Origin of the sequence: Romboutsia maritimum (genome assembly GCF_002251085.2) — a bacterium.
In the GTDB taxonomy this organism is placed as follows: Bacteria; Bacillota; Clostridia; order Peptostreptococcales; family Peptostreptococcaceae; genus Romboutsia_B; species Romboutsia_B maritimum.
Genome location: NZ_NOJZ02000001.1, coordinates 146,170 through 161,826 on the forward strand (window position 1 = coordinate 146,170; position 15,657 = coordinate 161,826).

Consider the following 15,657-nt stretch of genomic DNA (forward strand, 5'->3'; position numbering starts at 1 on the left):
CCTCCTTATTCCTGACTTGCTTGAGATTCACTCTTTATATCGATTTTCCAGTTAGTAAGTTTTGCTGCAAGTCTTGCATTTTGACCTTCTTTACCTATAGCTAATGATAATTGGTAATCTGGAACAACAACTAATGCAGATTTTTCTTCTTCGTTAACTTCTACTTTTACAACTTTTGATGGACTTAGTGATGCAGATATAAATTCTGCTGGATCATCACTATGTTTTATTATATCAATTTTTTCGTCTCCAAGTTCATCTACTATATTTTTAACTCTTGAACCTTTTGGTCCTACACAAGCTCCTATTGGATCAATTTTTTCATCAATAGATTTTACAGCCATTTTAGTTCTAGAACCAGCTTCTCTAGCTATTGATTTTATTTGAACTATTCCTTCAAATATTTCAGGAACTTCAAATTCAAATAATCTCTTAACTAAGCCTGGATGACTTCTAGATACTACTATTTGAGGTCCTTTATTAGTTTTCTTCACTTCTAATATATACACCTTTATTTTTTGACCAGCTTTATAGTTTTCTCCAGGTATTTGTTCAGCTTGAGTCATTACAGCTTCTATTCTACCAAGGTTTACATATACTATGTTCTTATTTACTCTAGCTACTTCTCCAGTAACTATTTCATTTTCTTTTTCTAAGTATTCTTTGTATACGATTTCTCTTTCAGCTTCTCTTATTCTTTGAACTACTACTTGTTTTGCTGTTTGAGCAGCTATTCTTCCAAAGTCCATTGGTGTAACTTCATTTTCTATTATATCTCCTAATTCATAGTTAGGATTAATTTTTCTAGCATCATCTAATTCTATTTCTAAGAAAGTATCATATAAATCAGATTCATCTACTACTACTCTTTGAGAAAATACTTTTATATTTCCACCTTGTCTATCAAATTCCACTCTTACGTTCTGAGCTGATCCAAAGTTCTTTTTGTATGCAGTTAAAAGAGCTTGTTCTATAGTATCTATAAGTATTTCCTTATCTATACCTCTGTCTTTTTCTAATTCCTCGATTGCTTCTAAAAATTCGTGATTCATCTTTTTTCCTCCCTGTTATTACACATCTAACTAAAACTTTATTGCAAGTCTAATAAGTGCAACATCTTTTTTATTAAACTCAACTTCTTCATTATCTATTATAACTTTTATATTCTTATCTTCTGTTAAACCAACTAATTCACCTTCAAGTTGTTTAGTTCCATTCATTGGTTTATATAATTTTATCTCAACCTCTCTACCTTGATATCTTATAAAGTCTTTTTCCTTTTTTAAAGGTCTATCAAGTCCTGGAGATGATACTTCTAAGAAGTAATTTTCCTTTATAGGATCTTTTTCATCTAATATTTCACTTAAGGCTCTACTAACCACTTCACACTCATTTAGTGATATTCCACCTTCTTTATCTATATATACCCTTAAATAGTATTCACCAGCTTCTTTTACATATTCAACATCTACAAGTTCAAATCCATTGGCATCTGTTATTTTAGATACTAGCTCTTCTATCGTAGTTTCTATACTTTTTTTCATATTCTTCCCTCCTATTCAGTTGTACATTAAATAGCATTATTAAAATAAAAGAGTGAGCACAACAGTCTCACTCTTAGTTTCTGCAAATTATACTATTTTATATACCACTATACCATATATTAGTTTTATTTGCAATGTTTTATATTATGTCTACTTTTCTCATAAAGATATATTACTCATTTTAATATTAATAATAATATTTCTATATTTTTATTAAATATACTATAATTTTATTAAAATAAAGATAACTGATTTTCATCACTCATATTTTCAAGTGATCCATGATTTGTAAGAGTTTCTATTACTGTTTTAGATATTTTTGTTTTCTTTCTTAAATCTTCTTTGGATATAAACTCTCCGTTTTCTCTTTCTTTTTGTATATTTAAAGCTGCATTTTCTCCAACACCTTGAAGTGCTATCATTGGTGGTAACAATGTTTTTTCTTTAATAACTTGGAACTTCTTAGCATCTGATTTATATATATCTACAGGTAGTATTTTTATACCTCTTACATACATCTCATACGCAACTTCTAAAACCGTTAACATGTTTTTTTCTTTAGTTGAAGCATCATTCCCTAGTGCTTCAATTTCATGTATCTTACTTTTTATAGTTTCTTCTCCTTTTACTATTATGTCAGCATCAAAGTCTTCTGCTTTTGTAGTAAAGTATGTCGCATAAAAAGCTTCCGGATAATGAACTTTACAATATGCTAATCTAAACGACATCATAACATACGCCACTGCATGTGCTTTTGGGAACATGTATTTTATCTTTTGACATGAACCTATATACCACTCTGGTACATCATTTTTTTCCATCTCTGATATATGCTCTGGTTTTAATCCTCTACCTTTTCTTACGCTTTCCATTATTGTGAAACTCATCTTTGGTGGTAATCCTTTAAATATTAAGTAGTTCATTATATCATCACGAGTAGATATAACATCTTTAAGTCCTACTATATCCTCTATAACTAAATCTTGTGCATTATTCAGCCAAACATCGGTACCATGAGAAAGTCCTGATATACGCACTAATTCTGCAAAAGTAGTCGGTCTCGTATCTAACAACATTTGTCTTACAAACTTTGTACCAAACTCAGGTATCGCAAGACATCCTATAGGACAATTTATCTCTTCTGGAGTTACTCCTAATGCATCTGTAGATGTAAATAAAGACATAGTTTCTTGGTCATCTAGAGGAATTTTCGTAGCATCTATACCAGTTATATCTTCAAGCATTCTTATAATGGTCGGAACGTCGTGTCCTAGTATATCAAGTTTAAGTATTCTACCACTTATAGAGTGATAATCAAAATGTGTAGTTATGACACCGCAAGAAGTATCATTTGCTGGATACTGTATTGGTGTAAAATCATATACTTCTTTATAATGAGGTATAACCATAACTCCACCTGGATGCTGTCCTGATGTTCTTTTTACACCAGTACAACCATTTGCCAGTCTTAAAGCTTCTGCTGTTGGTACATTTATATTATTTTCTTCTATATATTTTCGTGCATATCCAAAAGCAGTTTTTTCTGCTACCGTACCTATTGTCCCTGCTCTATAAACATATCCTTCTCCGAAAAGTTCTTCTGTATATTTGTGTATAATTGGCTGATATTCACCAGAGAAGTTTAAATCTATATCAGGCTCTTTATCTCCTTCAAATCCTAAGAAAACTTCAAAAGGTATATCATGTCCATCTTTTTTAAGTGGTCGTCCACATTTTGGACAATTCTTATTTGGTAAATCCACTCCAGATCCCCATTCCCCTATTTCATAGAAGTATGAATACTTACAATCTTCATTTTCACATATATAGTGAGCTGGAAGTGGATTAACCTCAGTTATATCACTCATCGTTGCAGCAAGAGATGATCCAACTGATCCTCTTGATCCAACTAAATATCCATCTCTTAGTGACTTTGTAACAAGTTTTTGAGCTATTATATACATTACTGCATATCCATTGCTTATAATTGAATTTAATTCCCTATCTAGTCTTTTTTGAACAACTTCAGGAAGTGGGTCTCCATAAATTCTTTTCGCTTTTGAGTAACACATTTCTCTTAACTCTACATCTGATCCTTCTATTACAGGAGGATATGTATCATCTGGAATTGGCTTTATTTTTTCTACCATATCTGCAATTTTATTAGTATTTTCAACCACAACTTCATGAGCTAATTCTTCACCTAAGTATTTAAACTCCTCTAACATTTCATCTGTTGTTCTAAAATGTAAATATGTTTCTTGATCATCTATCTTAAATCCCTGAGAATATTTAAGTACTTTTCTTAATACAGCTTCATGCTTATCTAAAAAATGAACATCTCCCGTTGCTACTGGTATTTTTCCAAATTTCTTAGCTACTTCTACTAATTTTCTATTTAAATCTCTTAATTCCTCTTCATCTCTAACTTCACCTTTTTCAATCATAAATCTATTATTATCAATAGGCATAATTTCAATATAATCGTACATATCTATTAATTTTTTCATTTGTTCATCTGAAACATTTTTTTTAACTGCTTTAAATATAACTCCTGCTTCACAAGCTGATCCAATTATTATGCCTTCTTTATATTCTTCTAGAATACTTTTTAGTATTCTTGGGGCTCTATAAAAGTGATTAACATGAGAATCTGATACTATTTTATATAAATTTTTAAGTCCAGTGTAATCTTTTGCTATTAAAGTTATATGATTTGTTCCTAATTTTTTATAATCTATTTTTCCTATAACTTCATTTACATCACTCAGAGTTTTTGCACCTTTTTTAAGTAGCATGTCTAAAAATTTATTAAATATATGAGCTGTTGCCTCTGCATCGTTTACTGCTCTATGGTGATTTAAAAGTGGTATTCCCAATGCCTTTGCTACAACATTTAATCTATGTCTTTTCAAATCTGGAAGTAACACTCTAGCTAAGGCTAATGTATCCACACTTTTATTATTATATTCTAAACCTTGTTCTGTGCATTTTTGAGAAATAAACCCTGTATCAAATTCTGCATTATGTGCAACTAATACACTATCTCCTACAAATTCCATGAACTTAGGTAAAATTTCTTCTATTGTAGGCTTATCTCTAACCAAGTCATTAGTTATACCTGTTAGTTCTTGTATTTTATAAGATATATCTTTTTGGGGATTTATAAGTTCACTAAATCTATCTACTATTTTAAAATCTTCTATTTTTACTGCTCCAATTTCAGTTATTTTATCATTTGTATTAGAAAAACCAGTTGTTTCTATATCAAATACTACAAATGTTTGAGATAGTTCTTTATCATTTGCATATTCTATAATTAAAGAATCATCATCTACTAGATAACCTTCTACTCCATACAAAATTTTTATATCATTTCCTTTAGCTGCTGACATAGCATCTGGGAAAGCTTGAACTATACCATGATCTGTAACTGCTATAGCTTTATGACCCCATTTTATAGCCCTTTCTACTAATTTCTTTACAGGACAAATAGCATCCATAGAAGACATTTGTGTATGTGCATGTAGTTCTACTCTTTTACTCTCTGCCTTATCTTTACGTTCAGGCTTACTTTCTTCTCTTATTCCACTAATAGTCATTGTAATTTCTCTTTGATAAACATCATAAATTACATCACCTTTAATTTTTAGATATGATCCCTTCTTAACTTTTGCTAATACACTATCTTTATTCGTATCATTTAAAAATAGCTTACAACTAATAGAACTAGTATAGTCTGTAACCGCAATTATTAATAAAATTTTTCCATTTCTAAGCTCTTTAGTTTCAACATCAAAAACTTCACCAACTATTCCAACCGTTCCAGAAGATGCATTAATCCTAGATACATGTTCTATAATTACATTTACATTATCTCCATAAATTAAATTTTCATCTATTTCAGGTTTAATTACATATCCTTTTTCTTCTTCTTCATGACTAACTTGATTGACTTCTAATTCTCTAACTTTTTCTTCAATTTCTCGATCATTTCTTTTTATCAATCTATCAACATTAACTTTTTCATCTATTGCCCTTTCAAGTGTTATATTAAGATCTAGTCCTAATTCTTCACTTAATATACTTTTTAAAACATGAACTATATTTTTTTTCATTAATCTATCATAGAATAAGCCTTTAGGTAGTTTTATTTTTAAATTATCCTCTAAACATAAAAATTCAACTTGTTTTTTCCATCCTTCTATTGATGGACACAAGCTTTTTAAAATGTATATTATATTAGACCAATATTTTTTTATAATATCTTTATTTGCTTTTCTATCTAATCCTGTATATCGTATTTTTAATTTTATATTTCTAAAATAATCTAATTTATTCATTAATTCTTCTCTGAAGCTATCCAAAAGTTCATAAGATACTATATCCTTTGAAGTTAGGTAAAAGTATACTATTTTATCTTCCTTAAAATAAACTACTCTATTTATATAAACATCTTTCATTTGCTTTAGTAATATGCTATTATTTATCTCTAATTTATCTAGATATTCTTTTACACTTTCCATCAAATCACCTACCTTAGACTAATTATTATATCATAGCTATTTATATCATTACTATTTTAATTTGGATTAGCTACAAATCTTATGCACTTTAATACTATATATAAAGACTAAAATCTACTTTTATATATAAGGCGGTGTTTATATGTCTTCTTTTGAAGAAGTTAACTTTAGAAAAATATTACTTTACTATTCAGAATTAGGAGAAAAAAAGCTTCTTAAAAATTCATTAAAAAAATTAAATATAAATAAAAAAGTATATCTTCATTACTCAAAAAACAAGAATATTCCTATATGCGCACTGCCTAAACTTAGAATTATTTTAACTTCCAAGCAAGGTTTTTTATCTTTTTGCTACAATTTTTTCACATTTGCAAATACTTATAGTAATAATAATATTCATATATCATTGCAAAATATAAAATCAATATCTAAATTTGTAATATCACATGAAGTTGGGCATATATTAGATCCAGATATATCACTTGCTCGAGTTGAGTATTCTAATATCATATCTAACATTGTTGACAAATTAATTGAATATAATATAGATATTAATGATAATAATTTTTATAAATATAATTTACCAACTGATTTAGAAATTTGTGTTTTAGATTTAAAAAAGAACTTAATTGATAGAGAATCAAAGGCTTGGGATATAGCTAAAACTATTTTAGTTTTCGATGATAAAAATGAAGAACATATTTTTAATAAGATAAAAGAATATGCTTTAGCCACATATAATTTTGGTAATTTAAAAAATATAGTTATAGATAATAATTTAGATATATTTTTCAAATATAAAAGGTACTTTGTTTAAATTTAATAAGGACTATATTGAATTTATATTGTTATAATTCACATAGTCCTTGTTTATTCTTATTTATATTGAGGAACTTCAAATAATAAATTTTTACCTGTTCCATATAAACTGATTAAATTATTCATAACTCCAGATATTCCATTAGTCCAATTTACATCTGTTGCATATTGATGCCAAGTATAATCATAATTCCATTTCATTTTATAAATAGTATTTTGATTATATTTAGAATTTTTTACATAATTTTGTGAAATCCATTTAGCAGAACCATCAATAGTTGCTTCCACACTTGTCCAACCATTTGAATATGCTGCTTGTGCACCTGATACATTTGCACTTTTGTCTATTGCTCCTATCCCAAAGAAGTTATAAACTTTAACAGGATTACTTAATGGCTCACCTTTATATGAAGTTAATGTTTGTCCTTGAGCTAATGTAGATTTTCCATATGCAGTTTCCCACATAGCATGAGATACTAAATACACAAGGTCTATATTATATTTTTGAGCTGCATTTATAAAAGCTGCTCCTTGATTATAAAACACATTATTTCCAGATGATAAACTATTTAAATAAGAATTTAAAGTACCTACAGATATTCCACCTTTATAACTATCAATTCTTAAAAATTGCATCATACCTTTAGAGCTACCTGTAAAGTTTTTAGGATTAACATAGTATTCAATATCATCTTTTCCTGCAGGTACAAATCCCCTTGACTGTCCTACCGCTTCTGATTTAAGTTTACTAGAATCTATTACATTACCTCCTACACTAGCTCTTTCATACTGTTTATCAACATGTTGTGCTAATGTATAATTCAAAGATTTGTAATTTACGGTATATCCATTTACAATTTGACTACCACCTGCACTGTTACCTGTATTATTATTAATACTTCCATTCGAACCACTTGCACTTACTAGATATTGACTAGATGCATATGCCTCTTTATTATTGTATACTATTTTACTCCAACCATTACTTTCTGATATTATACCTACTTCATTATTTTGATATACCTTACCTATTGAAGAATATGATGTTCCTGGTCCACTTCTTACATTAAGACTTGTAGTATTTACTTTCTTTGTTTCCTTAACCTCAGGAGTACCCGTTGACGGTTGAGATGGTGTTAATGGCACTGATGGTGTTGATGGTTTTGTATTAGTTGATACATCTTTTAAATATCTACTAGATACATATGCATCTTTACCATTAAATTTAATTTTCGACCAACCATTACTTTCTAATATTACATTGACTTTTTGTCCATTAGAAACTTTTCCTACTATATTATAATTTGTACCTGCTCCACTTCTAACGTTTAAAGATGCTATATTTACCTGTTTAGTTTTAGATGTCGTGTTAGTACTATTATTTGTATCATTATTCGCATTATTATTATTATTTGTGTTACTATTTATGTTACTATTTGTGTTACTGTTTATATTATTAGAAGTATTATTTGATACAGTAGTCAAATATTCACTAGAAACATATCCTAATCTTCCACTATATTTTATTTTTGCCCAACCATTACTTTCTGACATTATCTCAACTGTTGATCCTTTTGTTAATACAGTTATTACTCTATAGCTTGTACTCGCTCCACTTCTCATATTTAATCGACTTATAGAGACTTGTTTTTTATTTTGAGTCATAGTTTGCGTGCTTGAATTTACTTTCTTTATATAATTAGATGAAGCCCATCCTTCTTTCCCTAAATTAGTTTTTATTTTATACCATCCATTAGATGAATCTGTTATCATAACTACATCATCTTTTTTAACAGTAAAAAGAACGCTATAATTTGTTCCAGCTTTGCTTCTTACATTTAAGGAATTAGCTGTAACTATTCCTGTTTCTCCCGCTGCATGCGCATTAGTAAACATCATAGGCAGCATAGCCAATGTCGCTAGGGCAATTCTTTTTTTCACTTATTCTCCCCCATTTCTACGTTCTAATAATCTACATTTATTTTAATTATACGGCAACTTATTATTTTAGTAAATATTTTCCATGCATTAAAATTACCTCTTAAGTACCATTATTTTTTACACTTTTGATTATTTATTCTAATCCAAGATAATATTGATAAATTTTCATACTTATTTTTATAGTTTTTATACTTATTATATAAATAATTATATCACTATAAAATATACTTAAAATTATTTTTTCTACTTATATATCTATTTTATTTTTTCTAAGAACTGTGCAATAATAAAAGTAAAGAATATAGTTTGGAGATGTTTTTATGAGTATTGAAAAGTTATCAAAATTATTAAAAGAAAGTAGCAACATAGTGTTCTTCGGAGGAGCTGGTGTTAGTACTGAGTCAAATATTCCTGATTTTAGAAGTTCTTCGGGACTATTTAGTCAAAAACTACACAAACAATTTTCACCTGAACAATTAGTTTCCCATACATTTTTTATTCAGTATCCTGATGAGTTTTTTAATTTTTATAAAGATAAGCTAATTTATAAGGGTGCTAAACCAAATAATGCACATCTAGCATTAGCTCATCTTGAAGATATAGGTAAATTAAAGGCTGTCATTACTCAAAATATAGATGGCCTTCATCAAATAGCTGGTAGTAAAAATGTATTAGAACTCCACGGTTCTGTCCATAGAAATTATTGTACTAAATGTCATAAGTTTTTTAACTTAGATGATATGTTGAACTTAGATGGTATCGTACCTATTTGTGATGAATGCGGTTCTATAGTAAAACCCGATGTTGTTCTTTACGAAGAAGCTTTAGATGAAAATACTATTACTAAGACTATTTCATATATAAGTAAAGCTGATTTATTGATAATAGGTGGTACTTCTTTAGCTGTATACCCAGCTGCAAGTTTTATAAATTATTTTAAAGGTAATAAAATTGTTTTAATAAATAAAGGCTCTACTCCTTTTGACAATCATGCTTCTTTAGTTATTAATAAATCTATTGGAGAAGTTCTATATGATACTGTATTAAAAGATAAATAAATTCCTCGATTTATATATTACTATGTTTGATATATTATATATTTCACTGTTTTACTCAATTAAAAAATAGAGGCTTATCAAGCCGATAAGCCTCTATTTTTTAATCAATTGAATCCTAATCAATATATTCCAAAGAAAAGTCATCGTCATATTCAGCATTAGAATTATTTATATACTGATTGTACAACTCAAAGTTGCCATCAGCATCATATATATATACGAGGTTATTTTTTTTATTGACTAGAATATTACTATCATCTTGAGTTATAGGTTCACCTTCATATAAAGAAATCATTGAAAAAATATAGTAATTATCTTTAATATCTTGCTCTTGAACATAATTATCGAAAGGATCATATACTACAAGTACATCTTCTTTAGAATAACCCTCTGTTTCATATATAAGTTCTGAAGCTTTATCTATTTCAGATTTATCCTTTTTGTAATCCTCATTTGTTAACAACTCATAAAATGCTCTTCTATAATCATCTCCTCCTCCAACTTTTACAATATACATAATATCTTTATTGAAAAACACTTTTTTTTGATGATTACTTAAACAAAAATCACTTATTATAACTGGAGATTCATTTTTAGCGGCTAATGGTCCAACAGCTAAAGCATCTATCAATTGGTTTTGATTACTCATACCATTTTTAGAAATATATACTTTATTTAATTTTTTAGATTTATAAAACTCATCAATTACATTTGCATTTGTATCATTTCTAGTTTGACCTGAAATCCTTTTGGGATTTGGAAGATTATTTTCAATTGATTTTGATAAAACTGATTCTCCTCCGATTATATAAGTCTTTTTAATATTTTTAGATTTTATAAAATCGTCAGCAATCTTAGTTCCTTGATTTGGATCAGCTAAAATAATAGGTATATTCAATTGAGCTGCTGGAGCTCCAACGCTTACTGCATCAGCTAATCCAGAAACTCCATTTGCTACAGCTATTTGAGTAATTGGATTATTTTTGTCTAAAGCCTTCGCTAATTCTAAAGATGTTGAATATCTATCTTGTCCAAAAATTCTTATACAATTTATCCCCATACTACTTAATTGATTTTCAATATTTTCATTTAAGATAGATGTTCCTCCTATTAAATATGTATTTTTAGTCTTTAATCTTTTCAGCTCTATTTTAACACGCTCGTCTAATTTTTCTTTCTGAGTTAAAAGTATTGGTGAATTTTTTGCTTTTGCAAAAGGTGTTGCACTAAGTGCATCAGGAATAGCTGCTCCATTGACTATAATTACATTGTCAGAAACACTCCATCCATTTCTACTTATATTTATTGCTGTTTCCAATCTATCCTTCCCTGCTAAAATACTTGTAGGTTCCTCTGCTCCTGATAATGAGATATTAAATCCACCAATAGAAAGTACAATTGTAATAGTTAAAATTATTTTTTTAAAAAAACTCACTTTGCATTTCCCCCTTTTATATGTACAATTTAGAATCAACCCCACCTTAAATTGTATATATAAATAAGTATTATTTAAACAAAATTGATTCACTTTTTTTATTCTTTTTATGACATATGTAAAACCTGGGGTAATTAATCCCGAGTTCATCCATCTCACATAACCGTAAGTGTAAGCCTCACATACAACTCTTGATAAATTTTAGTTGCTACTAAATGTAGCAATACAAAATATTGACTTTTACTTTAAACATGTCAAATAGTTTCATTTCCTCAAACCATTTATTAGCAAGTGCCATGTACACTAATGTAAATCATGAATTTTTCCACCTAAACATAGATATTTTCTCGAATTGTCCTTTATAACCTAACTGTCTGAGTTGTTTGTGTAATCTCCTCGGCAATACTTAACAGATACATAAACTGTACTTATTCGAGCGATAGCTCGTCACATCCTAGACTTACGTTCCTTTCAATATTCCAACTGAAATCATCTTCATTTAAGTTTACTATCTATACTTCTTTTTAAATCAACTTTAATTTACCTTCATATGTTCGCAAGTATTCATACTTTTCTTAATTTTTATATATCATATTCTTCAATTTCTACCTTACATTTATCTGTACAAATATCCAGACTTTCTTAAATCTTTAAGTAAACCAATTACATTAAGTCTAATATTTTAGATTTATTATATTCCGTGTTAAAAAGTGTTTATATCTATTTTATAATTCACTTATCATATCTTCCTTCAAATCCAGACTTTTTAACCATATCCTATAAATATTTAATAGCTGTTAAAGTTAATATATTAAAATTGTATAATAGCATCTTATGAACGTAATAAATTTTATCCTATTGCCTCTTCATTATATAAATTATCATCTTTCACATAAATCACAGAACAAATAATACCAACTGCAATTATAGCAGTTGCAACTCTGAAAGATGCATTCATTCCTTTAATATTAGCAACAGCTACTGAAGAACTTTTACTATTACTTGCTATATAAGCCATTATACTAATAAGTACAGATGACCCAATAGCTCCAGATACTTGACGAAGTGTTGTATTTATTGCACTACCATGCGATATTTCTTCTGGCTTTAGTGCATTAATTCCCCAAGTTGTAACAGGCATTAGTAAAGAGGTTATTCCTATCATTCTAAAACAAAACATTGTCGATAGATAAATTAAAGGTGTATTTTGGCTTAACATTGAAAATGCAGATGTACCAATCCCTAAAAATATAAAACCACATGTCACTAATTTTCTAGGACCATATTTATCTAATATATTACCAGCTATTGGGCTTAAAATAGCCATTAATATAGATCCTGGCAGCATAAGCATACCTGATACAACTGCTGAATACCCTCTTACAGACTGTACATAAAGAGAAATAATTACCGTAGCTGACATCATAGCCATATAAATAATAACTGATAAAATAGTACTAATTGTAAAGTTAGTATTTCTAAATACTCTAAGCTCTAATAATGGTGTTTCAACTTTTAATTGCCTTTTTACAAATACTATAAGAGATAAAATCCCAATTATCATAGGAATATTAGTTATAGGATTAGCTATACCGTAAATTCCCACATTAGAAAAACCAGCTAGCAATCCACCAAATCCTAATGTTGATAATATTACAGATATTACTTCTAAAGTAGATTTTTTTGTCTTTCCAACATTTTTTAATAATAAAAATGCTACAATAATATCAGTTATTGCTATAAACCCTAATACGTAAAATATAGATCTCCATCCTAAAATATCTATCATATATCCTGCTACGACAGGCCCTACTACTGGTGCAAATCCAATCGCAAACCCATATATACCCATTGCTTTTCCCCTTTGTTCTACCGGATATAAACTTATCATAGTAACTTGAACTAGCTGCATAATAATTCCCGCACCAATAGCTTGAAGAATTCTTGATAATATCATAGTCATAAAATTTTGAGCAATTATCGATAATATACATCCAATAAAAAATAATCCCATCGATGATATAAATAATCTTCTTGTTGAAAACTTACCTATTAAATATGCTGTTGTTGGAATCATAATCCCTAAAACAAGTAGATAAACTGTTGTTATCCACTGACCAATACTAGCATCAACACCAAAATCACTCATTATACTTGGCAGCGCTGATGTTAGTACTGTTTGGTTAAGAGATGTTAAAAAGGTTCCTATCATTATTATAAATACTATTAAATTTTTTTGTGCCTTATTCATTTGTGTCATTTAAATTTTCCTCTTCTAATTTGATTTTTAAATTATTCAATAAACATATATCTTCTTTTATTACGTTTTCTTTTTCTAAATAAGCTAACATAGCATCCATAATTAAAGAATTGTATAATTTACTTATCGCTTGTTCTTCTACTTTTAAAATAGCTTCTTTTAATTTTTTGTTTTCTATCTTATCAATAATAATTTTTATTTTTCCTACAACTTCTAAAAACCTCACTTCTAATAATTTATATGAACTCTTTTCATCAACTTCTTTATAACTATAGAAAATAGATTTATCTATTATTGGTTTAATTTTCTTAAGATTTTCGATATATATATCTATAGTTCTTAAAATAAAAGTTTCTACAAGTTCTTCTTTAGAATCCTCATCATTTAGTCGATTTATTAAGCTGAACTCATGTACTAAACTGTCTAATATAAATATTACTTCCCAAACACTATTTTCTATTTTTTTTCCATACACATCAATTAGACTAACATAATATGCTTGTAATACATTTGCCCTTATGCTATTTTTTATTTTTTTTCTTGATTTACCATTTATCTCAGGAAACTCATTTAAAATTTGAGTATTAAAGAAAAAATTTGTTTTTATATAATTTAGTATGAAAATTATTTTTTTCTTTAATTTATCTCTATTATTAAGTTTTTTGTCTATATCTATATCTGTGGTATATTTCAAGAATTTTTCATTTGAATAAGATATAATTTCCGAAACTAAATTTTCTTTTGTTGAGAAATATTTATAAAACGTTGATTTAGATATTTTACATTCTTTTACTATTTCATCTATAGACGTATATTTTATCCCTTGAGTATTAAAACAAGTTTGAGCTACTTCCATAATTAATTTTGATTTTTCATCCATTTTAAATATCACCTTTCTTCCGAAACCAATCAGTACTGTAAAATACTATTCAGTACTGATTTATTGTACTTAGTATACTATTTATTCTAAATTATAGCAAGTTTTAAAACTAAGATATTAATACTAGTACGTTTTAGTACATGAAAAGCATCATTTAATATTTTTCGTTAATTGAGGTTACCATAAAGGACATTGGTTTGTGCTGCTAAGTAGTTGAGGCTTTATGAGAGTTTGTTTTTTAATTATATTTTTTGAAGTAATAAAGGAAGTAAATATTACAAATGAGAAGGCCTTTTAAGCAGTATACTTAAAATATTTGGTTCGTTTTCTAGCTCTGGTAGAAAATATAATAGCCATCATTCTAACAAAAGTCATTATAAAAGAAAAAAATATAAAAGTTCATGGTCATGATACCTATTTTCAGAAGAAAGATATATCCACCAGGATTTTTGATTGATAGATATAAGGTAATTAGATTAATAGGTGAAGGACTGTTTGGAATATAAAATCGGAAAGCCAATAGAAGAAATGATTTTTGGAGATAATCATATATTTACTCCTGCTGAAATTTATAAAGCAGGAATTAAGATTATAGGTATAATAAGATATCTTCATGAAAGGAATATAGTTCACAGAGATATAAGAGTACCAAACGTAATTATTGATGATGATGATGTTTATCTTATTGATTTTAGTCTTGCAAGATTAGTTAATAACGAAAGATATGTACCTTCTGTAGATTTTTCGTATTTAGGTCACTTACTCATTCATTTACATTATCCTTCTTTTTAAAAAAATAGCCTAAAATCAAAACCATGGTATGATGAGTTAGATTTGGCAGAAAAAGAAATAATTTTTTTGAAAAAACTTATAGGGATCCAAGAGAGGTATAAAAATATTATTGATGTTGAACACGACTTTTCCCATCTATTTGATCCTAATCGTAAAAGTAGATTATAATGTAAATTAGGAAAAAACTATATTATAGGCATTGATCCAATTGAATACATATATAAAAAGGTGTGTCTCAAAATAATTTTTCTAAATTATTTTAAAGAGGCACCCTTTTTTTGATAAAACATTAAATATATGTATATTTTTGCATGACAATAAGATGTTTTTAAGTTACATTTTTTATAAAATCATTTAAATTTATCAACTATTTTAAAAAGTTCTATTTTATATCCTTTTTTA

The 15,657-nt window shown here is 27.8% G+C and carries 10 protein-coding genes; 3 read left to right on the forward strand and 7 right to left on the reverse strand.

The features are described from left to right. Nucleotides 1-5 precede the first annotated feature (5 nt). The 3 genes from nusA to CHF27_RS00720 all read right to left on the reverse strand — a co-directional run bounded on the left by nusA (nt 6) and on the right by CHF27_RS00720 (nt 6,070). Complete coding sequence (gene nusA / locus CHF27_RS00710; protein ID WP_095404890.1) at nt 6-1,052, reverse strand: transcription termination factor NusA; 1,047 nt, start codon at nt 1,050-1,052, stop codon at nt 6-8. 30 nt (nt 1,053-1,082) lie between these two features. Beyond that, complete coding sequence (gene rimP / locus CHF27_RS00715) at nt 1,083-1,544, reverse strand: ribosome maturation factor RimP (protein WP_095404889.1); 462 nt, start codon at nt 1,542-1,544, stop codon at nt 1,083-1,085. A 233-nt stretch (nt 1,545-1,777) separates the two neighbouring features. Beyond that, on the reverse strand, nt 1,778-6,070 hold the full coding sequence (locus CHF27_RS00720) for a PolC-type DNA polymerase III (RefSeq protein ID WP_095404888.1): 4,293 nt from the start codon (nt 6,068-6,070) through the stop codon (nt 1,778-1,780). Nucleotides 6,071-6,212: 142 nt separating this feature from the next. On the opposite strand from CHF27_RS00720, the gene CHF27_RS00725 reads away from it, so the two are divergent. Continuing rightward, complete coding sequence (locus CHF27_RS00725; protein WP_095404887.1) at nt 6,213-6,887, forward strand: hypothetical protein; 675 nt, start codon at nt 6,213-6,215, stop codon at nt 6,885-6,887. A 59-nt stretch (nt 6,888-6,946) separates the two neighbouring features. Here CHF27_RS00725 and CHF27_RS00730 read toward each other — a convergent pair whose 3' ends face one another. Beyond that, on the reverse strand, nt 6,947-8,830 hold the full coding sequence (locus CHF27_RS00730) for an SH3 domain-containing protein (RefSeq protein WP_095404886.1): 1,884 nt from the start codon (nt 8,828-8,830) through the stop codon (nt 6,947-6,949). Between the two features lie 320 nt (nt 8,831-9,150). Between CHF27_RS00730 and CHF27_RS00735 the strand changes: the two genes are divergently transcribed. Continuing rightward, a complete protein-coding gene (locus tag CHF27_RS00735) occupies nt 9,151-9,888 on the forward strand; it encodes an NAD-dependent protein deacylase (RefSeq protein ID WP_095404885.1) in 738 nt (245 codons plus the stop codon). A 115-nt stretch (nt 9,889-10,003) separates the two neighbouring features. Here CHF27_RS00735 and CHF27_RS00740 read toward each other — a convergent pair whose 3' ends face one another. The 3 genes from CHF27_RS00740 to CHF27_RS00750 form a co-directional block, all read right to left on the reverse strand. After that, entirely contained in the window at nt 10,004-11,323 is a 1,320-nt protein-coding gene (locus CHF27_RS00740) for a cell wall-binding repeat-containing protein (RefSeq protein ID WP_158534712.1), read from the reverse strand. An 850-nt stretch (nt 11,324-12,173) separates the two neighbouring features. Further along, entirely contained in the window at nt 12,174-13,583 is a 1,410-nt protein-coding gene (locus CHF27_RS00745; RefSeq protein WP_095404883.1) for an MDR family MFS transporter, read from the reverse strand. Further along, entirely contained in the window at nt 13,567-14,463 is an 897-nt protein-coding gene (locus CHF27_RS00750; protein ID WP_095404882.1) for a TetR/AcrR family transcriptional regulator, read from the reverse strand. Before CHF27_RS00750 ends, CHF27_RS00745 begins: the two co-directional genes overlap by 17 nt. 495 nt (nt 14,464-14,958) lie before the next feature. On the opposite strand from CHF27_RS00750, the gene CHF27_RS14625 reads away from it, so the two are divergent. Beyond that, nucleotides 14,959-15,255, forward strand: coding sequence for a protein kinase domain-containing protein (locus CHF27_RS14625; RefSeq protein ID WP_330409719.1), 297 nt, complete (start codon nt 14,959-14,961; stop codon nt 15,253-15,255). Nucleotides 15,256-15,657 lie beyond the last annotated feature (402 nt).